The sequence below is a fragment of the Microbulbifer guangxiensis genome (assembly GCF_021729075.1).
GTDB classification, from domain to species: Bacteria; Pseudomonadota; Gammaproteobacteria; order Pseudomonadales; family Cellvibrionaceae; genus Microbulbifer; species Microbulbifer guangxiensis.
Map to the genome: position 1 here is coordinate 241,327 of NZ_JAJSAQ010000005.1, position 23,120 is coordinate 264,446.

Sequence of the window (23,120 nt, forward strand, 5' to 3'; positions counted from 1 at the left end):
ATAAAAACCTTGAGCAAGATATTCGCAGTGGCCAATCAGAAAGGCGGGGTCGGCAAAACCACCACCTGCGTCAATCTGGCCGCTTCCCTGGTTGCCAACAAGCGCCGGGTCCTGTTGGTCGATCTCGATCCCCAGGGCAACGCCACCATGGGCAGTGGGGTCAACAAGGGCGATCTGCAGCTGTCGGTATACGACGTACTGGCGGACAGTCTTCCCGCACGTAAGGCTATCGTCCCTACGGAGAGCGGCTACGATCTGCTGCCCGCCAACGGCGACCTGTCCGCTGCTGAGGTGGAACTGCTGGACATGGAGGGCCGTGAGTCCCGCCTGCGCCGGGCCCTGCGCGAAGAGCACGATAACTACGATTACATCGTCGTCGACTGCCCCCCCTCCCTGAACATGCTGACGGTCAATGCCCTCTGTGCGGCCAGCGGTGTGCTGATCCCCATGCAGTGTGAATACTACGCGCTGGAGGGGCTGTCGGCCCTGATCGATACCATCACCCAGATTCAGCGCGCCGCCAACCCGGAGCTCAGGATCGAGGGGATCCTGCGTACCATGTACGACCCGCGCAACAGCCTGACCAGCGATGTCTCCGATCAGCTGTCCGAGTATTTCGGCGAGCGGCTCTACCGCACCTGCATCCCGCGCAATGTGCGTCTTGCCGAAGCCCCGAGTTATGGCAAGCCGGCGCTGGAGTACGATCGCCATTCCAAGGGTGCCATCGCCTATCTGGCCCTGGCAGGCGAAATGACACGTCGCCATGGTGCCGGGCGCGGCTCCAGCCAGTCGACCCCCGTCGCGCAAGCCGTTTAATCGAGGTACACACTATGGCCAGCCGGCGTAAAGGTTTGGGCAGGAACCTGTCCCATCTGATCAGTGGTGAAGCGAGCCAGGCAATTGCCATGGCGACCGGAGACAGCAGTGAGCGTGTCGATGGAGAGCTTCGCGAACTGCCCATCGAATACCTGCAGCGCGGCCGCTACCAGCCGCGCCGCGACTTCCCGCAGGAATCCCTGCAGGAACTGGCGGACTCGATCCGTGCCCAGGGCATCATGCAGCCCATTGTGGTGCGCCCCGTCGGGGAAAAGTTCGAGATCATTGCCGGGGAGCGTCGCTGGCGCGCTGCCCAGCTTGCAGAGCTGGACCGGGTTCCGGCACTGGTGCGCGATGTCCCGGATGAGGCCGCTGTAGCCATGGCCCTCATCGAGAATATCCAGCGGGAAGATCTCAATCCGGTCGAGGAAGCCACTGCCCTGAAGCGGCTACAGGATGAATTTGAGCTGACCCAGCAGCAGGTGGCCGAGGCGGTGGGCAAGTCCCGGACCGCGGTGACCAACCTGTTGCGCCTGCTGAGTCTCACCGAAGAGGTGCGCACCTTCCTCGAGCGCGGCGATCTCGAGCTGGGCCATGCCAAGGCGCTGCTCGGCCTCGGTGGTGAAACCCAGCGCGCCGCCGCCCGCCAGGTCGTTGATCGCGGGCTTACAGTGCGCCAGACTGAGGCGCTTGTTCGTCGCTTGCAGCAGCAGGCGCACAACCCGGCCCCGGCAAAACCCAAAGAGGACCCCAACATACGCCGGCTGAGCGAGCGGCTGTCTGAAAAGGTAGGGGTGCCCGTTACCATCGACTGCAACGAAAAGGGCGCCGGGCGACTGGTCCTGAAGTACAGCAGCCTGGATGAACTGCAGGGGATTCTCGGCCACCTCGGCTACAGCGAGGACTGAGCCGACAGTTGATGTGTCACCCTGCGCCAAACCGGTGCAGAGGAAAAGGTTTGTAAGCGCTCACAGTCGGCGATTTCGACCGGTAAAAACCGCCGAAATATAAACAACTTGACGGCATTTGCCGGTTGAACCGGCAATGCTGTTGCTCCTATAATTCGCTCGCCCAAAAATTGGGCGGACAGCGCTAATATTGGCCGGTTTATCCCGCCTATGTCGAAACCCCCGGTATTGAAAATTGCCGCGGTACAGCTCCTGCTGGTATCGCTGGTCGGTGCAACCTGGCACTTCCTTGGCAATCCGGTGACGGCGCTCTCGATATTTCTCGGTGGCGCCCTGTGTGCGCTGCCGAACGCATATTTTGCCCTGCGTGCCTTCCGCCACAGTGGAGCGCGTGCAGCCCCCCGGGTAGTGGAATCCTTCTACCGGGCGGAGACCGGTAAATTCGTGCTCACCCTGGTCGGGTTTGCAGCCGTCTTTGCCGCGGTCAGGCCGCTGAATGCGGCCGCACTGTTTATCAGTTACAGCCTCTGCGTGATCGTGCAGTGGCTGATGGTCGCGCGCCTGGTGCGCTGACCTAGCGACGACAGAATTCTTACTTTGACGATTGCTGAGGAACTATGGCAGGCGAAGCTCAAACCGCAACGGAGTATATCCAACACCACCTGCAGAACATGGCGTACGGCAAGCTGCCGGCAGGTTACACCCGCTATGACGGCACAGTTCTGCAGGAGAGCACCTGGACGATGGCCCACTCCCAGCAGGAGGCGGCTGACATGGGCTTCTGGGCGATTCACGTCGATACCCTCGGCTGGTCCATCGTTCTCGGCATGCTGTTCTGCTTCCTGTTTGCCCGCGGCGCCAAGAAAGCCACCAGTGGTGTGCCCTCCGGCCTGCAGAGCTTTGTGGAGATGGTGACTGAGTTTGTTGACAAGTTGGTGAAGGAAACCTTCCCGCACCGCAACAGCATGGTGGCGCCCATGGCCCTGACCATCTTCGTGTGGGTCTTCCTGATGAACCTGATGGACCTGATCCCCGTGGACTGGCTGCCGATGGCTGCTGCCGGTATTTCCGGTAACCCCCACCTGTTCTTCAAGGTGGTGCCGACCACTGACCTGAATGCCACCCTGGGCATGGCCCTGGCGGTATTTGTCCTGATGCTGTTCTTCAGTGTGAAGGAAAAGGGCCCGATCGGCTTCCTCAAGGAGCTGACACTGCACCCCTTCCATTCCGGCAAGTGGTATGTGGATATTTTCCTGATTCCGTTCAACTTCCTGCTGGAAGCGGTCTCCCTGCTGGCCAAGCCGGTCTCTCTCGGCCTGCGTCTGTTCGGTAACCTTTACGCCGGTGAGATGATCTTCATCCTGATCGCCATTGTGTTTGGCGTCGGTGTGCTCGGCTTTATCGGTGCAGGCTTCCTGCAGATGGGCTGGGCGATCTTCCACATCCTGGTAATTACCTTGCAGGCGTTCGTGTTCATGGTGCTGACTACCGTGTACATGGCCATGGCCCATGACCGGGAAGAAGAGCACAAGAACGACCACTGATTTTTCGACAGTTACGTTTCATCAACCTTTCAATCAACTCTTAACTTATAGATGGAGAATACAATGGAAGCACTTGGTCTGGTTTACATCGCGAGCGCACTGCTGATCGGTCTGGGCGCCCTGGGTACTGCGATTGGTTTCGGTACTCTGGGTGGCAAGCTGCTGGAAGGTTCTGCGCGCCAGCCGGAACAGGCTCCGGCTCTGCAGGGCAAAATGTTCCTGATGGCTGGTCTGCTCGACGCCGTTCCGATGATCGGTGTTGGTATCGCCATGTACCTGATTTTCGCGGTTGCTCCTGGTCTGGCTGGTTAATTCCATCGTTCCAATTGCCCTTAACCCCCATAGTTCTTTTTTTATAAAGAGCAAAGAGCAAGAGGTGTCGGTGTGAATATCAACCTGACTCTAATCGGCCAGTCGATTACATTTCTGGCCTTTGTGTGGTTCTGCTGGAAGTTCGTCTGGCCGCCCCTGATGGGCGTGATGAAGGAGCGCGAGCAGAAGATCGCTACCGGTCTTGAAGAAGCCGAGCGTGCTGGAAAGGATCTGGAGCTGGCCCAGCGTAAAGCTGCTGATCAGCTCAAGGAAGCCAAAGAGCAGGCGGCTGAGATCATTGATGGTGCCAATAAGCGCGCCAATCAGATCGTCGATGAGGCCAAGCAGGCCGCCCTCGCCGAGGGTGATCGCCTGAAGGCTGCCGCCAAGGCGGAGATCGAACAGGAAGTGAACCGTGCCAAGGAGCAGCTGCGCAGCCGCGTAGCCGAGCTGTCCGTGGCCGGTGCCGAGAAGATCCTGTCGATCAATATCGATGCCAAGGCGCATGACGACCTGATCGACAAACTGGCAGCCGAGCTGTAAGCGAGGAACCCCATGGCGGAACTCAGCACACTGGCCCGGCCTTACGCCAAAGCAGCCTTCGCCTATGCGCAGCAGGCCTCCGACCTCTCAGGTTGGAGCGCTGCGCTGGCAACTGCAGCCGCGGTCAGCCAAAGCGAGAAAGTGCGTGAGCTGTTGGAGAACCCACAGCTCACCAGCGAACAGCGCGCAGACAAATTCCTGTCCATCTGTTCAGATGACCTCAGTGAAGCCGGTAAGAACTTTATCCGGTTATTGGCGGAAAACCACCGCCTTTCCCTGTTGCCGGAAATTTCCGCGCTGTTCGAAGACCTGAAAGCAAAAGCGGAGTCCACGATCGAAGTGGAAGTCGTGTCCGCGCGAGCCCTCAGTGATGCCCAGGCCGAAAACCTGACGCAGGCGCTCGGCAAGAAATTCGGACGCGAAGTGCACCTGCACAGCTCAGTAGACGAGAGCCTGCTGGGAGGCGCCATCGTGCGCGCCGGTGACACTGTAATCGACGGCACGGTGCGCGGCCGACTGGCCAAACTCGCCGAGGCGATGAACTCCTAATTACTTTCCTAAGCATTTAGGAACTTGAGGAACAGAGCATGCAGCAACTGAATCCCTCTGAGATCAGTGAAATTATCAAGAGCCGCATCGAAAGTCTCGATGTGAGCACCCAGGCCCAGAACGAGGGCACCATTGTTTCCGTATCCGACGGTATCATCCGCATTCACGGCCTGGCGGACGCCATGTACGGTGAGATGATCGAGTTCGAGGGTGGTGTCTACGGTATGGCACTGAACCTGGAGCGCGACTCCGTCGGTGCCATCGTACTGGGTGACTACAAGGACCTGGCCGAAGGCCAGAAGTGCCGTTGTACCGGCCGCATCCTGGAAACCCCGGTTGGTCCCGAACTGCTGGGCCGCGTGGTCGACGCACTGGGTAACCCGATCGATGGCAAAGGCCCCCTGAACACTAAGCTCACCGACGCAGTAGAAAAAGTAGCTCCCGGTGTTATCGCCCGTCAGTCTGTAGACCAGCCGGTTCAGACTGGTCTGAAGGCCGTTGACACCATGATCCCGATCGGCCGTGGCCAGCGTGAGCTGATCATCGGTGACCGCCAGATCGGTAAGACTGCGGTGGCGATCGACGCGATCATCAACCAGAAAGGCACTGGCATTAAGTGTATCTACGTTGCCATCGGCCAGAAGCAGTCCTCCATTGCCAACGTGGTGCGCAAACTGGAAGAGCACGGCGCGATGGATCACACCATCGTGGTCGCTGCCGGCGCTGCTGACCCGGCTGCCATGCAGTTCCTGGCCCCGTATGTCGGCTGCACCATGGGCGAGTACTTCCGCGACCGCGGTGAAGACGCCCTGATCATTTACGATGACCTCACCAAGCAGGCCTGGGCCTACCGCCAGATCTCCCTGCTGCTGAAGCGCCCGCCGGGCCGTGAAGCCTACCCGGGTGACGTTTTCTACCTGCACTCCCGTCTGCTGGAGCGCGCCGCGCGTGTAAACGCCGAGTACGTAGAGAAGTTCACCAACGGTGAAGTGAAAGGCAAGACCGGCTCTTTGACCGCACTGCCGATCATTGAAACCCAGGCTGGCGACGTTTCCGCGTTCGTACCGACCAACGTAATCTCCATTACCGACGGTCAGATCTTCCTGGAAACCGACCTGTTCAACGCCGGCGTGCGTCCGGCCATCAACCCGGGTATCTCCGTATCCCGAGTCGGTGGTTCCGCTCAGACCAAGGTGATCAAGAAGCTGTCTGGTGGTATCCGTACCGCTCTGGCCCAGTACCGCGAACTGGCGGCGTTCTCCCAGTTTGCCTCCGATCTGGACGAGGCTACCAAGGCCCAGCTGGATCACGGTGAGCGCGTCACCGAGCTGATGAAGCAGAAGCAGTACTCTCCGCTGTCCATCGCGGAAATGGCTGTTTCCGTTTATGCCGCCGACAAGGGTTACCTGAACGACGTAGAAGTAGCCAAAGTGCTCGACTTCGAATCCGCCCTGCTCGCTTACATGAACAGCGAACACGCAGAGCTGATGGAGAAGGTCAACAGCACCGGTGCTTACGACAACGAAATCGAAGCGGCCTTCAAGGGCGCCATCGAGAAGTTCAAGGCTACCGGTAGCTGGTAATTCCGCCTTCCGCCCTCTCCTTCTGGCGGGGGCGGTGGTCAGGGAAAAACGAGCAAAAAGGTAAAACACTATGGCAGGCGGAAAAGAAGTACGCACGAAAATTGCCAGCATCAAGAGCACGCAGAAAATTACCTCCGCGATGGAAATGGTCGCGGCGAGTAAGATGCGCAAGGCTCAGGATCGCATGGCACTGGGGCGTCCTTACGCCCAGCGCATACGCCAGGTGATCGGCCATGTCGCCAACGCCTCGGCCGAGTACCAGCACATCTACCTGCAGGAGCGTGAAGCCAAGCGGGTGGGTTTTATTCTGGTCTCCACTGACCGTGGTCTTTGCGGCGGCCTGAACATCAACATGTTCAAGTCGGCGATTCGCGAAATGCAGGCCTGGTCCGACAAGGGTGTTGATGTTGAGGTCTGCGCAGTCGGTAACAAGGCCGCAGGTTTCTTCAGCAGTATCGGCGCCAAGGTTGTGGCGGCACTGCGCGATGTCGGTGACGCACCCCAGGCCAACAAGCTGATCGGTTCGGTCAAGGTCATGATGGATCGTTTCGCGGAAGGCGACATCGACCGTCTGTTCCTCGTGTCCAATGAATTCGTCAATACCATGTCCCAGAAGCCGCGGGTGGAGCAGTTGCTGCCCCTGCCGAGGGATGAGGACGAAGAGCTGAGTCACGAGTGGGACTACCTCTACGAGCCCGAGCCGGTGGAGCTGCTGGATGGCCTGCTGGCGCGCTATATCGAGTCGCAGGTGTACCAGGCCGTGGTCGAGAACAAGGCTTGTGAACAGGCCGCGCGAATGATCGCGATGAAGAGCGCCACAGATAACGCCGGCGAACTGATCGATGCGCTGCAGCTTGTGTACAACAAGGCGCGCCAGGCAGCGATTACCCAGGAGCTGTCCGAGATTGTGGGCGGCGCCGCAGCGGTTTAAGCGGCTGAACGAATTTTGATTTGAGGATCCGGAAATGAGTAACGGACAAATTGTGCAAGTGATCGGAGCGGTCATCGACGTGGAATTCCCGCGCGACTCCGTGCCGAAGGTATACGACGCACTCGTGGTTGAGGACAAGAACCTGACCATGGAAGTGCAGCAGCAGCTCGGCGACGGCGTTGTACGCGCTATCGCCATGGGTTCATCCGAGGGTATCTCCCGCGGTCTGCCGGTTAAGAACACCGGTGCGCCGGTTTCCGTACCGGTGGGTACCGAGACCCTGGGTCGTATCATGGACGTGCTGGGCAACCCGATCGACGAGTGTGGTCCGATCGGTGAGAAGGAACGCGCTTCCATTCACCGCGCTGCCCCCACTTATGAAGAGCAGTCCAGCTCCACCGAGCTGCTGGAGACCGGCATCAAGGTAATCGACCTGGTATGTCCGTTCGCCAAGGGCGGTAAGGTTGGCCTGTTCGGTGGTGCCGGTGTGGGCAAGACCGTCAACATGATGGAGCTGATCAACAACATCGCTACCGAGCACAGCGGTCTGTCTGTATTCGCTGGTGTTGGTGAGCGTACCCGTGAAGGTAACGACTTCTACTTTGAGATGCAGGAAGCCGGCGTTGTAAACGTCGAGAACTTCTCCGAATCCAAGGTGGCGATGGTTTACGGCCAGATGAACGAGCCGCCCGGTAACCGTCTGCGTGTAGCCCTGACCGGCCTGACCATGGCGGAGAAATTCCGTGATGAAGGTCGTGACGTACTGTTGTTCGTCGACAACATCTACCGTTACACCCTGGCCGGTACCGAAGTATCCGCTCTGCTCGGCCGTATGCCGTCTGCGGTAGGTTACCAGCCGACTCTGGCGGAAGAGATGGGCGTTCTGCAGGAGCGTATTACCTCCACCAAGACCGGCTCCATCACCTCCATCCAGGCGGTATATGTACCGGCGGACGACCTTACCGACCCGTCCCCGGCGACCACGTTTGCGCACCTGGATTCCACCGTCGTACTGAGCCGAGACATCGCCGCCAAGGGTATCTACCCGGCAGTTGATCCGCTGGACTCCACCTCCCGTCAGCTGGATCCGCTGGTGATCGGCCAGGAGCATTACGAAGTGGCCCGTGGCGTGCAGTCCGTACTGCAGCGCTACAAGGAGCTGAAGGACATCATCGCCATCCTGGGTATGGACGAGCTGTCTGAGGAAGACAAGCAGATCGTGGCCCGTGCCCGTAAGATTGAGCGCTTCCTATCCCAGCCGTTCCACGTTGCGGAAGTATTTACCGGTGCACCGGGCAAATACGTTTCCCTGAAGGAAACCATCCGCGGCTTCCAGGGTATCCTGAACGGTGACTACGACCACCTGCCGGAGCAGGCGTTCTACATGGTCGGCACCATCGACGAAGCCGTCGAGAAAGCCAACAAGGCCAAGTAAGCGCAGAGATTCGCGACCCCGTCTGCTGGCGGGGTCCGGATTTCCTCAGGCAATTACCAGAGAATGAGGTAGCCTTATGGCTATGACTGTACATTGCGACATAGTAAGCGCTGAGCAATCCCTCTTCTCCGGCCTGGTGGAGATGGTGATCGTGAGCGGTATCGAGGGTGAGCTGGGAATTTCCTACGGCCACGCCCAGCTGCTCACCGCCCTCAAGCCCGGTCCGGTGCGCATCATCAAGCCCGGTGGTGAAGAGGAAGTGCTGTTTGTCAGCGGCGGATACGCTGAGGTGCAGCCCAATATCGTCACCATCCTGGCGGATGTCGCCGAGCGCGAGATCGACGAGGAATCTGCACAGAAGGCCCGTGAAGAGGCGACCCACGCCCTGCACAAGGCGCCTTCCGAGGTGGACTACGCAAGAGTGTCTGCCCAGCTGGCCGAAGCCGAAGCCCGCCTGCGCACCCTGCAGGCCATCCGCAAGGCCGCCGGCAAGTAAGCGCCTGTCCCCAGGCGATCAGGAAAAGCAGCTTCGGCTGCTTTTTTTGTGCCTCTCGTTACTGCTGCCGTTTCCGGACACAACATTTCTCTGTGCAGTGCTACGCGAGACTGATCATTGAAGCTGCATGAGCTTGAATCGATTTTTATCTCGAATTTGAGCAGTTGGTCACAAAAATAGGTTGATCCAGCCACTCCTCCCCCTTCGTTAATTCCGGTAAGTCGTCTTTGCAACGTCATACGTCTTGGTGGCTGGTACTAGCACCTCTGGTTGTACAAATTTTAACCGAGGGGTGAAATAAGGATGATAAAAAAAGAATTGAGTAAGGGAACAGCATCTCCACTGGTGGCAAGTGTCTCCACAGCAGTGTTGGCGGCAGTATTGAGCCCCTGGGCACTGGCTCAAGAGAATGATGCCGCACTGACCGAGGAAAAAGTTGCGGCCCAGGTTGAGGCATCAGAAGCGGCCTCGGGCGAACAAGACGGGGATATGGAGCAGGTCGTCGTCACAGGTTCTCGCCTGAAACGGGATACCTTCTCAAGTATCGCCCCCCTGCAGATTATTGACACCGAGGGCGCGCGCGAAGCTGGGGCCATCGATACATCTTCCATTCTGCAGAGCAGTGGTGCAGCAACCGGCCAGCAGATTGACCTGACTTTCTCCGGCTACGTCTTGGACAACGGACCAGGGGCTTCAACTGTCGACCTTCGCGGCCTGGGTGCCGGTCGAACTCTGGTGCTGCTGAATGGCCGCCGTCTCGCGCCCGCTGGCGTTGAAGGCGCCCCCGTGGCACCCGACCTGAACCTGATTCCGGCCTCACTCGTACAGCAGTACGACCTGTTACTCGATGGTGCGTCTTCTATCTATGGTTCTGACGCCGTTGCCGGCGTAACCAACGTCATCCTGAAAAAGGATTTCGAGGGTATTGATCTTGAAGTCTTCAACTCAACACCGACTCAGCCGAATGGTGAAGCTAACACCATAAGTCTCAGCTGGGGTGAGAACTTCGACCGCGGCTTTATCGGCATGGGAATGGAATACTTCCAGCAGAACGCGGTGACGCTAGCTGACCGCGAATGGACCGACGGCTGTGCCACGAATTATGAAATTGGCACCGACGGCAAAATCTACACCCAGGATGCTTTTTACGGCGAAGTGTATGGGATGGATATGTCGGATGGCTGTGCTGTAGGTTCCCTTGCTGGCCGTGTATCCGTACCTTTTTCAGGCAGTATTTACTACACCCCCGGATCGAGCAATGGGGGCTGGAACGGGTTTTCTGAATCCAGTCTTTATGGCTTTGGTGTAGATGGTAACGGGGATGGTGTAACCGATATCAATTTCCGTGACTACGACATCAACGGGCGCGATCTGTTCGCCCACCTCCTGCCAGAGCAGGAGCGCACCAGCTTCATGGCCTACGGTGAGTACACTTTCGAAGGGGATATGAACATCACCCCCTTCTTTGAGACCATGTATGCAAAGCGCGAAAACTTTATCGATAACGGTGCCTATCAACTGTTCCCGAGTGTGCCGGGTAGCAACCCCTTCAATATCTGTAACCCGGATGGCGTGCGGGGAGTCGATTGTGGCCTGGCCTATGACCAGCTCCTGACAAATCCCAGCTTCGCAGCGCAGGTGGCAGCACTCTACGGCGGTACACCAGAGCAGTTCGGCTTGCTGGTGGGACCGATTGGTGCGGCATCAACCCTGCCGATTGTGTCTGTGCGTGGTGATCGTACCCAGGCAGATGTTGAGGTCCAGCAGATGCGACTGGTCACAGGCGTTCGCGGCGATCTGCCGATGCTGAATGTTGGCACTATGTCTGACTGGAGCTTTGAGTTGTCTGGCTCAATGACCAAATCTGATGGTAAGTCCAGCCGCTATGGTATCCGCGGTGATCGCCTGGCGCAGTCTCTGGCAACCACCGTAGAAGATCCGAATAACCCGGGCACCTTCACCTGTACCCCCCTCCCCGGTGAGACCACCTGTGTCCCCGTTGATATGTATGCAGACTCGCTCTATCAGGGTGTGATCGGCGATTTCGCTACCCAGGCTGAGCGGGACTACCTGTTCGACAGCCGTGACTTTGATACCGCGTACTATCAGACCATCTTCAGTGCTTACGCTTCTGGCACCGTAGCCAGTCTCCCGGCGGGTGATGTCATCGTGGGCGTCGGTGCAGAAACACGTAACGACCGCATCAAATCCCTGCCCGACGATATTGCCCGGGATGGTTTGTTCTTCGGTTACTTCTCCGATGGTGGTGCGACGGGTAGCAAAGACACCCATGAGGCCTTTGCGGAAATAGAACTACCAATTGTTGCGGGTAAGTTCCTCGCAGAAGAGTTGACGACCAACTTGTCAGCACGCTACACCAAGGACGAGTTCTATGGTGGTGCCTGGACCAATGCAGCGAAAATCGCTTACCGTCCAGTAGAGTCCCTGCTGCTGCGTTCTACCTATGGCACTTCCTATCGAGCACCCAACCTGCGCGAAAACTTCCTGCAAAATCAAACCGGCTTTAACAGCGTGTTTGACCCCTGTGCAATCCCCGACGCGGCATTGGATCCGCTCAATGGCGGCTATAATGCTGACCTGGATACCCGCTCACCGGAAGTGCTGGCTAACTGCCTGGCCAACGGCGTCGATCCGACAACCCTGAGTAACGACGGCTTCAATACCTACAGTGTGGAAGTTGCGCGCGGCGGCACTACAGATCTGGAGGAAGAGACCTCCGAGTCTTTCACTGCCGGCTTCTCTTATGAGCAGCCTTTCTTCGATGACTTCAGCCTGACTTTAGGTATGACGTACTACGATATCGAGATTGAAAACTCGATTATCGAGCCGTCAGCACAGTTCCTCGTTAACGATTGTTACAACAATCCAAATGGTACCAGTGCCTTCTGTTCGCTGTTGAGCCGTGATGATGAAGGTTTCCTGAACATCATTGATGCTGCGTTCGTAAACCGCGACAACGAGGTTGCGAGAGGTCTGGATTACAACCTTCGCTACCAGCAGCCGGTTACCATCTTTGGTGCACCTGTTGAACTGTCTGCAAACCTGACGTTCAACCGCGTGCTGGAAAGAACACTGACCTACCTGTCGGATGATGGTACGCCTGATGTTGAGTACTACACCGGCACCTTTGGTTATCCAAAGTGGCAGGGCCGTGGTGAATTCCGGGTTGAATATGATAACTATCGCTTTACCTGGACAAGCCGCTACCTTGGCAAGGTTGAGCAGGACGAAGAATACATCGACGAGTTCAGTGATATTTACGACTCAAACGGCACAGGTTTCTTCTCTGATACTTGTGTCGGTGCAGCGAATGGTGGCGTAGATTGTCGTGACGTAGGGTTCGCAGACAACTATGTCATTCACTCAGCTTCCCTCTACTACTACGCGGATACCTGGACCGCTGGCCTGGGTGTGAGAAATGTCTTCGACGAAGAACCGCCAGTTGTTGATGGAAATGAAGTGACCGCTATAAACAATACCCCAATTGGTTATGGCTATGATGTTATGGGTCGTAGTATGTTCCTGAATCTTCAGAAAACCTTCTGAGAAACAAAGCCTTGATAAAGCCCGCATTTATGCGGGCTTTTTTCTATGCAAGAAGGAAGGAATATATTCTTAGGGAAGTAATGATAGGGATAAAGAGATGAAGAAGCTGCTAAGTGTATTGGCAATGCTTTTTAGCGTATGCGCATTTGGAAAGAATCCAGAGCCTTATCCGCTGGATTACTGGGCATTAAGAAATGTCATCAGTAACGTTGAAATCTCTCCAGACGGCAAGCACGTTGCATTGATGAAAATTCCGACCAGGGATGGCGACCCGGTTATCGAAGTCTATCCAACATCTGATCTGAGCAAGGAACCCTTTCGTGTCAATTCAGATCCAATGGAGATAATGCAGTTTTTCTGGGTCAGTAATGACGTAATCGGAATGCGTTTGCGACAAAAAGTCCGTGATCGCATCGAAGGCTTCAATCAGGGAGTATATGAGTATCTATTGGCGTCGGTCGATATACGCAGAAATAAATTGCAAAAATATGACCAGCTGGGCGCAGAAATCGAGAATGTCCTGCCCGGGAAACAAGACCGGATCATTTTTTCCTATCTCCCGGGCGGAGATGACAGCAGATTAAATCGGGCTTTCCGGCCGCGAACATATTATGAGCTTAACCTTAAGACAGGTGCAAAAAAGCTACTGATGCGTGGCAAGCTCGATATGGGCCAGTTAGAGTTCGACGGTAATGGCAGCCCATGGTTGGCACGCGGCTTTGATATCAGTAAAGGTGAGCTTGTCTGGTATGAACGTCTGACAGACCGTAAAAGCTGGACTGAATTCTATCGCCAGGATGAAAATTCATTTGAAACGTTCGCTGTCGAGGGGTTCGATGTAGATAAGCCACACATCTTGTTTGTGACAGCCAACAATGGTCACGATAAAGTCGGCCTGTGGGAGTATGACCTCAAGGCTGGCAAGTATGGTGAGCTGGTCTATCGCCGCGATGACGTGGATGTGTCTGGCGTGCGCTACCATACCAATACTTGGGAAGAGGCCGATCGTGTTACTGGCGTGGCTTATGCGTCCGACAATGTCAAAGTGGAATATTTTGATGATGTTGAGATGGCCACGCAGAAACAACTGGAGCGGGTCGTGCCTAACGCACATTACCTGCGTATCAATAGCCGCTCACGCGATGGCAAAAGCATGACTGTTTACAATGTCGGCCCGCGTGATCCAGGTACCTACTATTTGCTCCACGAGGGCCGCTTTACCAAATTGGGAAGTCGCCAGCCGCTACTGGAGCCAGAGAATCTCGCCGATGTTCGCTACATCAAATATGAAGCACGTGATGGCCGAACCATTCCTGCATATCTGACTGTACCGAATGGCAAGCCACCCTTCCCCGCCATTGTCATGCCTCATGGTGGTCCCTTTGTCTCCGAGCTGGCCCTATATAACGAGTGGGCGCAAATGCTCGCGAATAATGGCTATCTCGTGTTGCAGCCACAATATCGTGGTTCCCGGGGCCTTGGCCTGGACCACTATAAGTCGGCCTTCATTGACGGTGGCCAGGGCGGCAAGAAAATGCAGGATGACAAAGACGACGGCATGCTCTATCTGGTTGAGCAGGGCTGGGCAGACCCCGACCGTCTCGCGATTTTCGGCTGGTCCTATGGTGGGTATGCTGCCCTGGTAGCAGCGAGCAGGGAGGAGCAGATCTACCAGTGTGCTATCGCTGGTGCCGCGGTATCTGATAACCAGATGCAGGTCAATTACTACCGCACCCGCCTCCGTGGGGCTGCCAAAACCGAACAGCTTCGAATGTGGGATGACAGTTTGTCTCCCGTAAAGGAAGTCGACAGCGTAAATATTCCGATCCTTCTTGTGCATGGTGATGTGGATCAGCGGGTACCACCGGAGCATGCAGAAAAGTATCGTAATGCCCTTCAGGCGCTTGAAAAGCCCTATGAATATGTCGAGCTCAAGGGTGCCGATCACTTCAGCAACACGCTTTTTTACGAACATCAGAAAAAGCTTTACGAGTCGATGATCAGCTACCTGAGAGAGGACTGTGGGCCGGGAGGGCTTTAACTTGGGAGGCTGCAGATTCATGAAGACGCCTGCAAGCAGATGCGCTTCGTCTGCAGCCTGAGATCCGATAGGGTATTCCCCGGGTTCATCAGGAAAAGCAGCTTCGGCTGCTTTTTTTGTGCCTGTCTGTTGCCTGCCCGTTTGCTCTCTCAGCCCGACCGCTTGTGAAAGCGGCCTTTCACGGGGGGAGCCAAGAGATTCAATTGAGAACAAGGTCGCCATCAATCTGTGACACTGTAGAAAAGTATCCCGACGAGCTCTCCTCACCCCGTTGTCGGCACCTTCAGGCCAAGCCCTCGTTTTCCATCGCAAGCACAGTCAGGCATCTTCTGTCTGGACTGTAATAGCAAAAGCAGTCGAGCTCCTTCGATTGTTCCAATCATGAACTTTCCCGCTTTTTGCACCTTTTAGGCGCAGATCAGCAGTGATTTCTGGGTGGTTTGCACTGTCACCAGGCGCTAAAAAGTTGCTCTGCGTCACTGTGACAGACTGTTACATTTGCGACGCTGGTTTTGTGATGTAGTGAGGGTGTAAAGGGTCGTGAACATGTTTTGATCACGATTGCTCATAACAATAAATCCTGTCAGGAGGTCTCCATGCCAATCGGGAAATTTTTCTCGCGCATCTTGGCGCCGCTGGCGGCCGCAGCCTTGCTGTCCGCCTCCGCGCACGCCATGAAACTCAAGAGCCAGAACCTGGAAGAGCTGGTGACAGCCTCTGAAAGCATTCTGATCGGCCAGGTCGTCAGCGTCACTGACGGTTTTCAGGACCAGGCGCCCTACACCGAAGTCACCATCCGCGTTGGCAGCGATGCCAAAGGCAAGGTGAAAGATGATACCGAATACACCTTCCGTCAGTTCGGCCTGATCAAGCCGCGTTCCATGGGTAACGGCAAGGTATACCTGGGCGTGACCCCGGAAGGTTTTGCCAAGTGGCGTGAGGGCGAACAGGTTGTGGCCTTCATGTACAAGAAAGCCAGCATCACTGGCTTCCAGACCACTGCGGGCATGGCCCAGGGCAAATTTGTCGTGACCAACGACAAGGTCATCAACGACTTCAATAACCACGGCCTGTTCGAAGGCATGGACACCTCCAACATGTCCACCGAAGAGCAGAACATGATCACCACTCCCGGAGCTGTAAACTCTGCAACTTTCATGGGCTATGTGGGCAAGCTGGTTGAGGAGAGCAAAAAATGAAAATGAATAAGCTCAGTATTGCAATAGGTCTTGCCCTGGCTTCTGCGGGCGCGCAGGCAGGTGGTCCCCTCTATATCCATGAGCCGACCATGCAGCCCTACAAGTGGGATACCTCCAAGGGTGACATTCCTGTCTACACCGACGGTGGTCCCATGACCCCGACTGCCGACGGCGGTGAGGCACCGGCGTTTACCGTCAATTACGATGGCACTGTATTCCTGACCATCGAGCAGGCCAATGCGGTCACGGCCAAAGCCGTCGCAGAGTGGTCCAACGTGGAAACCTCCACTTTGCGTATGTCCATCCAGGGCACGATTGAAGAGCAGACTGGCATTGCTGACGTCAATGAAACCAATGTTGGCGAAATCTATGCGAAGGAAAACGGCTACGGCTTCTGGGTAAATTACGATACCGACGGCCAGATCCTGGAGCAGTACTTCGGGGTACCGAAGAACCAGGTACTGGGCATCGCCTTCCCGGAGTGGGCGGACGAAGAGACCGGTGAGATTTTGGAAGCCACTGCGCTGATGAACGGTTGGTTTGTGGATGTCAGTGATACCGAAGGCGAAAAGGTTGCCGGCGTATTCACCCACGAATTTGGCCACGCCCTGAACATGTCCCACTCCCAGGCGAACGGTCATTTCAGCTACATGGCTGCCGGTTACCGCCCTTATTACGACGGTGTGCCGGGCTGTGACACCACCAATGTCTATACCGGCTTCCCCAGGCCGGCGGAGGACACCATCGAAACCATGTTCCCGTTCATCAATGTGCGTGGCGAGGCCGGCCGTCAACAGGCGACCATCAGCGTGCGCGATGACATCGTGAATATCTCGGACCTGTATCCGACGGAGGCCTACAAGACCCAGTACGGCTCCATCACCGGCAAGCTGTACCTGAAAGACGGCGTCAGTGAATACTCCGGTATCAACATGGTCGCCCGTAACATCGACAACCCGATGTACGATGTGATCACCCAGCAGTCCGGTAACCAGACCCAGGGCCTGGTCGGTCCGGATGGCACTTTCACCATCAATGGTCTGCAACCGGGTGCCCGCTACGTCCTGTATACCGACACCATCAAGGCCGGCGGCTACCCGACCGCGCCGACTGCCATTGTTTCCCAGTCCGAGTACTGGAACGATGGTGAGAGCACCAATCCCGCTGAAGATCGCGCCTGTAACTTCACGCCGATTACCGTCCAGGCTGGAGAGACCAAGCGCACGGATATGTACTTCAACGGCTACGAGGATGGCATCCAGTACACGCCGCTTGTACAGGCGTTCGTCACCGATCTGGCCAAAAATGGCAAAAAAGCCATTGGTATGGTCGGTAATGGAATCCCATTCGTCTACGACTCGGTACAGAAATCCTATTCGCTGCACCCGAATGTCGATGTACGCACTACTGGCGGACAGATGAACAAGAATGCCACGAAGGCAGTCATTACTGCTGACCTCGATGGCAATGGTATTCGCGAACCGGCCATCTGGGATCTGATCAGCAACAACCTGGACCCCATGCAGGACCTGAACGGCAACACCTGTGGTGGCAGCGGTAGCCTGGGCAAACAGGCAGCATCGGTCTGGGACATGGACGACACCGGTGAGGTGATGGTCGGCCTGGGCTACAAAGATGTCGACGGCGATGGTATTTGCCAGAAAAACGGCGCTGGCGAAATGGTCCCGGTGAAGTGGGACAAGCACGGCAATATCGAGGAACTGCCCTACGACCTGCCCGGTTATGTGCAGTGGGTTCGTGCCGACCGCGTTTCCGGTAACGGCAAGGTCATTACCGGCTCCAGTGCGGCCAATCAAGTGGCCTGGATCGATGGTGAGTTCCGCGATCTGTACCGCGAGTTCGGTGCCAAGAATGCTACGGCCATGACCCGTGATGGCAGCACCGTTGCACTGGATACCAGTACCGGTGTGAAGCTCTGGAATACCAAAACCGACGAGCTGGAGGACATTGGTGGCCTGAAATGGTGTGAAGATATGGACTTCAACCACTTCTTCCTCGGCAACCTGTGTACGCGTTACGGGGCTGAATTCGTGCAGAGCTATTTCGGCCCGATCCGGGTTATGCCGATCGATATGAGTGAGGATGGCACCGTTCTCGTTGGCCGTGCCGGTTCCTTCTTCACTGGCTTTATGGGTGCTGTGTACCTGGATGGTATCGGCTGGATCAACACCCGTGACTTCTTCAACAAGCAGGGTGTGGTCGAAGCTTCCCAGTTCCCGGCAGACAATCCGCTGGCACTGGACGGCGAGGGTTCGAACATGATGGCAAACCTTGCCGGTGCCACCATTACCTTTGACGTCGATATGGAGACCGCCTTCGTCTGTAAAGACGGTCAGGATCGAGAGGTCAGCTTCCCGAAACAGCTGATCGCGGAAGTCCAGGATGGTGCAGAGTTCGGGCGCTGTGCGCACCTGAACGACTGATCGCCCATCAGCAAAGCCTGAAGAGCCCGCCAAATGGCGGGCTTTTTTATGGCCGTTAGCAAAGAGAGTCTGCGCGAGTCCGCTAGCGAAGGTTTTGGTTTTTGGGTCGGAATCACAGGAAATGGCGATATGTGCCCGAATGATTGATCAACGGGTGATCTAAGCTCTGTGATGGAGTGGCAGTATACAGTGGCGGAACTGCCGCCTGATTTCAGAGAGTTACATGGACGAGACGGCGCCCGAACATACCAAACCAAAAAGCGACCGCCAGATCCTCCAGGAGCAGATGGAGGAGAGCCAGCACGAATATGGCAGAAAGAGCCTGTCTCTGGCGCTGTCGTCAACTGCCGCGGGACTGGAGATCGGCTTCAGTTTTTTCCTGATCGCGGTGCTCTTTACCCAATTCCACCAGCAGGTGTCCACCGCCCTGCTGCACCTGATCCTCGCCATGAGCTATCCGGTGGGTTTCATTCTCGTCATTATCGGACGCAGTGATCTCTTTACCGAACACACGACGCTGGCAATCCTGCCAGTGCTGGATCGTAAACAGAGCACTCTGGACCTGATGCGTGTGTGGGGGCTGATCTATGGCGGTAATATGCTGGGCGCCTTTCTTTTCAGCCTCATCTTTGTGCGCTTCGCAGCGCTGAGCGGGACAGTCGATAGCTACGCCTTCGAGTATTACGGAGCAAAGATGATGGCGGACGGCGGCAGGGGCCTGTTTCTGGGAGCGCTGTTCGCCGGCTGGTTGATGGGGTTGCTTGGCTGGGTTGTGGCGTCGTCGACCGATACTATCGGGCGGATCATGGTGATCAGTCTCATCACGTTTGTAATCGGTATCGGGGGGCTGGCCCACTGTATCGCCGGGGCTGTGGCCGCTTTTTGTGCCTGGCTGGGCGGCGATAACGGACTGACGGGCGGGGAAGTTTGGCGTTTTCTGGCGATTGCCACTATTGGCAACACGATCGGCGGGGCGGTCTTTGTGGGCATGTTCAAGTACGGCTACATCACCAACGACTGATCCGAATTTAGCCTCTCTCACTGACTGACGGCCTCACCAGTCTGCAGTCAAGCCACCCTACTCTCCAACTGGTCGATCTTGTGGTCGATAACACCTCATCCCGAGAGCTGCGGAGCGATCGTCCTGAACGCAGGGCAAAAGTCACCTGCCGACCAATTTCACACCGCACAAAAAAGAAAACCCGCAGCCGGAGCCGCGGGTTTTCGTGGTGGTTTACCGGTCGATGAGGATCAGTGAACCCAGTGGTGCCGCTCCATCTTTTCCTGGATCGCTTCGGCTGTGGGTGCCGGCATGGCACTGATGGGCAGGCGCTCGTGGAAGAAGGCCAGGCGCTCCTCACTGCCCAGCTCGTTCATGGTGCTGGCATCGAATACGCGACCATTGATGACGGTATAGGTGACGTTTTCGGACTGGCGCAGGTCCTCAAGCGGGTTGCCATCCACGACAATCAGGTCCGCAAGCTTGCCCGGCTCGATACTGCCGATGTCGCCATCCATGCCTAGGTAGCGGGCACCGTCGATGGTGCCGGCACGGAATGCCTCCCAGGGAGTGAAGCCGCCCTGCCCCATCATCCACAGCTCCCAGTGGGCACCGAGCCCCTCGCGCTGACCGTGGGCACCGATATGTACGGTGACACCCTTGTCCCGAAGCTGCTTGGCGTGGCGGGCCACATTGAAGTGGTTGTAGTGGCTGTCCGGTGCCGTCGGGCGGCGGATACTGCGCGGGTTGACGATGAAGTCCGGGGTGAAGGTGGTGAGGCGCTCGTTCTTCCACACTTCGGTGCGGTCGTACCAGTAGTACTCCCCGGACAGGCCGCCGTAGGCGACGACGAAGGTCGGCGTGTAGCCCACCGCAGTCTGGCCCCACAGTTGCTCCACGTCGCCATACACGTTGGCGATCGGCAGCGAGTGCTCCACGCCTGTGTGGCCATCGACGATCATGTTCATGTTGTGCTGGAACTTGCCGCCACCTTCCGGCACCACCATGATGCCCTGCTCACGGGCGGCCTGCAGAACCTGCTGGCGCTGCTCGCGGCGCGGCTGGTTGTAGCTCTTCACCGAGATCGCACCCATCTCCTTCAGGCGGCCCACATGGAACTGGGCATCCTCGAGGGAGTTGATCTTGGCTTTGTAGCCGGGTCCCTTGGCGCCGTAGAGGATGGTGCCAGTGGAGAAGATGCGCGGGCCGGTGATAAGGCCGGCTTTCTGCATCTCTGCCGCGGAAAAGATCTCGCTGCTGTCGTTGGACGGGTCGTGAATGGTGGTGACCCCGAATGCCAGGCTGGAGAACAGGTTCCAGTTCTGCTGCGGGATGATCTCCTCGCGGCCCTGGGCGCCGTGGGCATGGGCGTCGATGAGGCCGGGCAGCACGGTCTTGCCGCTGATATCGATACGCTTGGCGCCAAGCGGAATCTCCACTTCACTGGCGGGACCCACGGCAACGATACGGTTGCCGCGGAACAGCACCACGCCGTTGTCGATCACTTCCCGGGTTGTCTCGGCATCGCGCATGGTGACCACCTTGCCGCCGGTCAGGGCAATCAGCTGATCGTGATTGTCATGCTTCGCGATGAAGCTCAGGCCCATGCCCTCGGCAACCGGCTCCGGCAGGGCTTCCGGCGCACCAGCGACAAACTCGAAGGCGTTTTTCAGCTGCTGCTCGTAGAGCTTGGGCCCGTGGGACCAGCCGAGGGTGCGGCTGTCCGCTGACCAATGCAGGTGCTCGCCGGCGCGGGCAGAGACCTGCTTGACCGCCACGGCTTTGGCATTGGGGCCGATGGACTCGGACTTGCCGGTGTGCATGAACGGCGCCACAAAGGCCTTGAAATCCTGGGTGAAGGCCACCCAGCGGCCGTCTGGGGACAGGCGGAACGAGGTGATTTCAGCACCGTGCAGGTGCTCGCGTTCATCTTTGCCGTTGGCGTCCACGCTCTTCAGCACCCGCTTGCCGCCGCCCTCGTAGACGAACTCGGAGAAGTAGATCCGCTCGTCATCGGCGCCGAAATGGGGCTCGTAGCCGGACTTCACCAGCCGACGCTGCCAGTCGCCACCCGCATCGGCCAGATAAATACCGGGTTCCAGCGAGTACTCCGGGCTCAGCAGGTAGCCGCCGGTGAAGCGGCGGTAGGCGATGGTGTCGCCACTGGGGGAGAACGCCGGTTCGACGTACAGGCCCGGCTGGCTGGTGATGTTGTCACCGCGGCCGTTGCGGGCGGACACCACGCGCACGTGGCCGAGCTTTTCATCGTCCCAGGTCACGTAGGTGATCTGCTTGCCGTCGCGGGACCAGCTCGGGTAGAACTCGAAGTGATCATCCTGGCGGGTCAGGCGGCGGCGCTCACCGCTGGTCACATCCTGGATATAGATCTTGCCCAGCGCCTGGAACGCGATCTGGCGACCATCCGGAGATTTCTGTGCCCAGCGGATCATCTTCACCTGGAACTCTTCCGGGGCGACGTCGACCGGGAAGCGCACGGCATCGGCCACCTGCTTCTCGACCTGGATGTGGGCGGCGATCTCCTCGCTACCGCTGCCATCGGCGGCGATACGCTGGAATCTACCCTTGGACCACACGATCAGGGATTCCCCGTCGGGCATCCAGTCGTACTGCACATAGTTGCCGTGGGAGCCGAAGGTCTCCTGCAGGTCACGTTCCAGCTCGCTGTAAATCGGGGTCTCGAGGCCAGTCTGCAGGTCCTTCAGGAACAGGGAGGTCTTGTTGTCCTGACGGCGGATAAAAGCCAGCTGGCTGCCGTCCGGCGAGGGCATGGGCGCAATGGCGCCGCCGGGTCCGGATACGAAGGTCTCTTCCTTGCCGTCCTGCAGGTCATAGCGGTTGATGGCAAAGATCTGCTGGGTGGAGTTCTTGTTGTACTCCCACACAGTGCCTGGGGTAGTGTCGATGGAGAAATAGATATAGCGGCCATCCGGTGAGAAGACCGGATCGGCGATGTTCTTCTGCGCGATCTCGCCACCGAGGCGCTCCTTCAGCTGGCGCCCCTCGCCGCCGCCGTAGTGGTACATCCAGATCTCACCGGCGGGGATACTACGCCCGGACATAAAGCCCTTGCGCGCAACCAGGTGCTGGCCATCGGGGCTCCAGCTGGGGGAGTGCACCAGGTTTTCCTTCTCGGTGGTCAGCTGGCGCAGGTTGTTACCGTTGCGATCCATGACCCACATATTGTCGGCGCCGTCGCGGTCGCTGATAAAGACGATGGACTTGCCGTCAGGGCTGAAGCGCGGCTGCATGTTCCAGGCCAGCTCGTTGGTCAGGGCCTGTGCCTTACCCCCGGCAACCGGCACCTGGTAGATGTCACCGAGCATGTCGAACAGGATGGTGCTGCCGTCCGGGCTGATATCCAGGTTGCTCCAGGTGGTCTCGCGGGTATCCAGTGCGATCGGCTTGAATGCGTAGGGGGGCTGGTTCACGTTCCAGGCTTCGGCCTCTCCTGCATCGCTCTGCTTCTGGACGGTTTGGGACGTGCCGGTTGCGGACGTGCCGGTTTCGGCTGTGGCCCCGAGTGGCAGGAACAGTGCCGCCGCTGTGAGGCCGAGCAGGCGCTGGCGCAGTCGATTCTGTTTGATCGTTGTCATTTATTGGTCCTTTCGCTCCACCTTGTGGGCGGGCGATCTGCTGATGGTCATCAGGGAAACAAGGCGGGTTGCCTCAGGCCGGTTAAACTACCGGCATCGGACCGCGGCGGCAAACGAAACTCGCCCAACACCCCCGTG

The 23,120-nt window shown here is 57.5% G+C and carries 17 protein-coding genes; 16 read left to right on the plus strand and 1 reads right to left on the minus strand.

Features of this window, described 5'->3' with window-relative positions:
- Nucleotides 1–9: 9 nt before the first annotated feature.
- The 16 genes from LVD12_RS12965 (at nt 10) to LVD12_RS13040 (ending at nt 19,389) form a co-directional block, all read left to right on the plus strand.
- The gene (locus LVD12_RS12965) at nt 10–816 is read left to right on the plus strand and encodes a ParA family protein (RefSeq protein WP_237068149.1); all 807 of its coding nucleotides are present in this window, start codon (nt 10–12) and stop codon (nt 814–816) included.
- 14 nt (nt 817–830) lie between these two features.
- A complete protein-coding gene (locus tag LVD12_RS12970) occupies nt 831–1,724 on the plus strand; it encodes a ParB/RepB/Spo0J family partition protein (protein ID WP_237068150.1) in 894 nt (297 codons plus the stop codon).
- 210 nt (nt 1,725–1,934) lie between these two features.
- Nucleotides 1,935–2,297, plus strand: a complete 363-nt coding sequence (locus LVD12_RS12975; RefSeq protein ID WP_237068151.1) for an ATP synthase subunit I — start codon at nt 1,935–1,937, stop codon at nt 2,295–2,297.
- A gap of 44 nt (nt 2,298–2,341) precedes the next feature.
- Nucleotides 2,342–3,268, plus strand: a complete 927-nt coding sequence (gene atpB / locus LVD12_RS12980) for a F0F1 ATP synthase subunit A (protein ID WP_237068152.1) — start codon at nt 2,342–2,344, stop codon at nt 3,266–3,268.
- A gap of 63 nt (nt 3,269–3,331) precedes the next feature.
- Nucleotides 3,332–3,580 carry a F0F1 ATP synthase subunit C gene (gene atpE / locus LVD12_RS12985; RefSeq protein WP_067084854.1) on the plus strand — a complete coding sequence of 83 codons (249 nt, stop codon included), beginning with the start codon at nt 3,332–3,334 and terminating at the stop codon, nt 3,578–3,580.
- A 72-nt stretch (nt 3,581–3,652) separates the two neighbouring features.
- Nucleotides 3,653–4,123, plus strand: a complete 471-nt coding sequence (locus tag LVD12_RS12990; RefSeq protein WP_237068153.1) for a F0F1 ATP synthase subunit B — start codon at nt 3,653–3,655, stop codon at nt 4,121–4,123.
- A gap of 12 nt (nt 4,124–4,135) precedes the next feature.
- Nucleotides 4,136–4,672: a F0F1 ATP synthase subunit delta gene (locus tag LVD12_RS12995; protein ID WP_237068154.1), complete on the plus strand. Its 537-nt coding sequence runs from the start codon at nt 4,136–4,138 to the stop codon at nt 4,670–4,672.
- 38 nt (nt 4,673–4,710) lie between these two features.
- Nucleotides 4,711–6,255 carry a F0F1 ATP synthase subunit alpha gene (gene atpA / locus LVD12_RS13000; RefSeq protein WP_237068155.1) on the plus strand — a complete coding sequence of 515 codons (1,545 nt, stop codon included), beginning with the start codon at nt 4,711–4,713 and terminating at the stop codon, nt 6,253–6,255.
- A gap of 70 nt (nt 6,256–6,325) precedes the next feature.
- Nucleotides 6,326–7,186 carry a F0F1 ATP synthase subunit gamma gene (atpG, locus tag LVD12_RS13005; protein ID WP_237068156.1) on the plus strand — a complete coding sequence of 287 codons (861 nt, stop codon included), beginning with the start codon at nt 6,326–6,328 and terminating at the stop codon, nt 7,184–7,186.
- Between the two features lie 34 nt (nt 7,187–7,220).
- Entirely contained in the window at nt 7,221–8,621 is a 1,401-nt protein-coding gene (gene atpD, locus LVD12_RS13010; protein WP_237068157.1) for a F0F1 ATP synthase subunit beta, read from the plus strand.
- A gap of 76 nt (nt 8,622–8,697) precedes the next feature.
- Nucleotides 8,698–9,117, plus strand: a complete 420-nt coding sequence (locus tag LVD12_RS13015; RefSeq protein WP_237068158.1) for a F0F1 ATP synthase subunit epsilon — start codon at nt 8,698–8,700, stop codon at nt 9,115–9,117.
- A 303-nt stretch (nt 9,118–9,420) separates the two neighbouring features.
- Nucleotides 9,421–12,684: a TonB-dependent receptor domain-containing protein gene (locus tag LVD12_RS13020; protein WP_237068159.1), complete on the plus strand. Its 3,264-nt coding sequence runs from the start codon at nt 9,421–9,423 to the stop codon at nt 12,682–12,684.
- A gap of 97 nt (nt 12,685–12,781) precedes the next feature.
- Complete coding sequence (locus tag LVD12_RS13025; protein ID WP_237068160.1) at nt 12,782–14,725, plus strand: alpha/beta hydrolase family protein; 1,944 nt, start codon at nt 12,782–12,784, stop codon at nt 14,723–14,725.
- A gap of 596 nt (nt 14,726–15,321) precedes the next feature.
- The gene (locus LVD12_RS13030) at nt 15,322–15,924 is read left to right on the plus strand and encodes a hypothetical protein (RefSeq protein ID WP_237068161.1); all 603 of its coding nucleotides are present in this window, start codon (nt 15,322–15,324) and stop codon (nt 15,922–15,924) included.
- Nucleotides 15,921–18,368, plus strand: coding sequence for a M10 family metallopeptidase domain-containing protein (locus LVD12_RS13035; protein WP_237068162.1), 2,448 nt, complete (start codon nt 15,921–15,923; stop codon nt 18,366–18,368). The genes LVD12_RS13030 and LVD12_RS13035 overlap by 4 nt, the downstream gene beginning before the upstream one ends.
- 223 nt (nt 18,369–18,591) lie before the next feature.
- Complete coding sequence (locus tag LVD12_RS13040) at nt 18,592–19,389, plus strand: formate/nitrite transporter family protein (RefSeq protein ID WP_237068163.1); 798 nt, start codon at nt 18,592–18,594, stop codon at nt 19,387–19,389.
- Nucleotides 19,390–19,619: 230 nt separating this feature from the next.
- Here the strand turns inward: LVD12_RS13040 and LVD12_RS13045 are convergent, their stop codons facing one another.
- The gene (locus tag LVD12_RS13045; protein WP_237068164.1) at nt 19,620–22,982 is read right to left on the minus strand and encodes an amidohydrolase family protein; all 3,363 of its coding nucleotides are present in this window, start codon (nt 22,980–22,982) and stop codon (nt 19,620–19,622) included.
- Nucleotides 22,983–23,120 lie beyond the last annotated feature (138 nt).

Excerpts from the sequence above, each read along its gene's own strand:
- LVD12_RS12970 (WP_237068150.1), top strand. The coding sequence starts at position 831 with ATGGCCAGCCGGCGTAAAGGTTTGGGCAGGAACCTGTCCCATCTGATC.
- LVD12_RS12975 (WP_237068151.1), top strand. The coding sequence starts at position 1,935 with ATGTCGAAACCCCCGGTATTGAAAATTGCCGCGGTACAGCTCCTGCTG.
- atpB (WP_237068152.1), top strand. The coding sequence starts at position 2,342 with ATGGCAGGCGAAGCTCAAACCGCAACGGAGTATATCCAACACCACCTG.
- atpE (WP_067084854.1), top strand. The coding sequence starts at position 3,332 with ATGGAAGCACTTGGTCTGGTTTACATCGCGAGCGCACTGCTGATCGGT.
- LVD12_RS12995 (WP_237068154.1), top strand. The coding sequence starts at position 4,136 with ATGGCGGAACTCAGCACACTGGCCCGGCCTTACGCCAAAGCAGCCTTC.
- atpA (WP_237068155.1), top strand. The coding sequence starts at position 4,711 with ATGCAGCAACTGAATCCCTCTGAGATCAGTGAAATTATCAAGAGCCGC.
- atpG (WP_237068156.1), top strand. The coding sequence starts at position 6,326 with ATGGCAGGCGGAAAAGAAGTACGCACGAAAATTGCCAGCATCAAGAGC.
- atpD (WP_237068157.1), top strand. The coding sequence starts at position 7,221 with ATGAGTAACGGACAAATTGTGCAAGTGATCGGAGCGGTCATCGACGTG.
- LVD12_RS13015 (WP_237068158.1), top strand. The coding sequence starts at position 8,698 with ATGGCTATGACTGTACATTGCGACATAGTAAGCGCTGAGCAATCCCTC.
- LVD12_RS13020 (WP_237068159.1), top strand. The coding sequence starts at position 9,421 with ATGATAAAAAAAGAATTGAGTAAGGGAACAGCATCTCCACTGGTGGCA.
- LVD12_RS13025 (WP_237068160.1), top strand. The coding sequence starts at position 12,782 with ATGAAGAAGCTGCTAAGTGTATTGGCAATGCTTTTTAGCGTATGCGCA.
- LVD12_RS13030 (WP_237068161.1), top strand. The coding sequence starts at position 15,322 with ATGCCAATCGGGAAATTTTTCTCGCGCATCTTGGCGCCGCTGGCGGCC.
- LVD12_RS13035 (WP_237068162.1), top strand. The coding sequence starts at position 15,921 with ATGAAAATGAATAAGCTCAGTATTGCAATAGGTCTTGCCCTGGCTTCT.
- LVD12_RS13040 (WP_237068163.1), top strand. The coding sequence starts at position 18,592 with ATGGACGAGACGGCGCCCGAACATACCAAACCAAAAAGCGACCGCCAG.
- LVD12_RS13045 (WP_237068164.1), bottom strand. The coding sequence starts at position 22,982 with ATGACAACGATCAAACAGAATCGACTGCGCCAGCGCCTGCTCGGCCTC.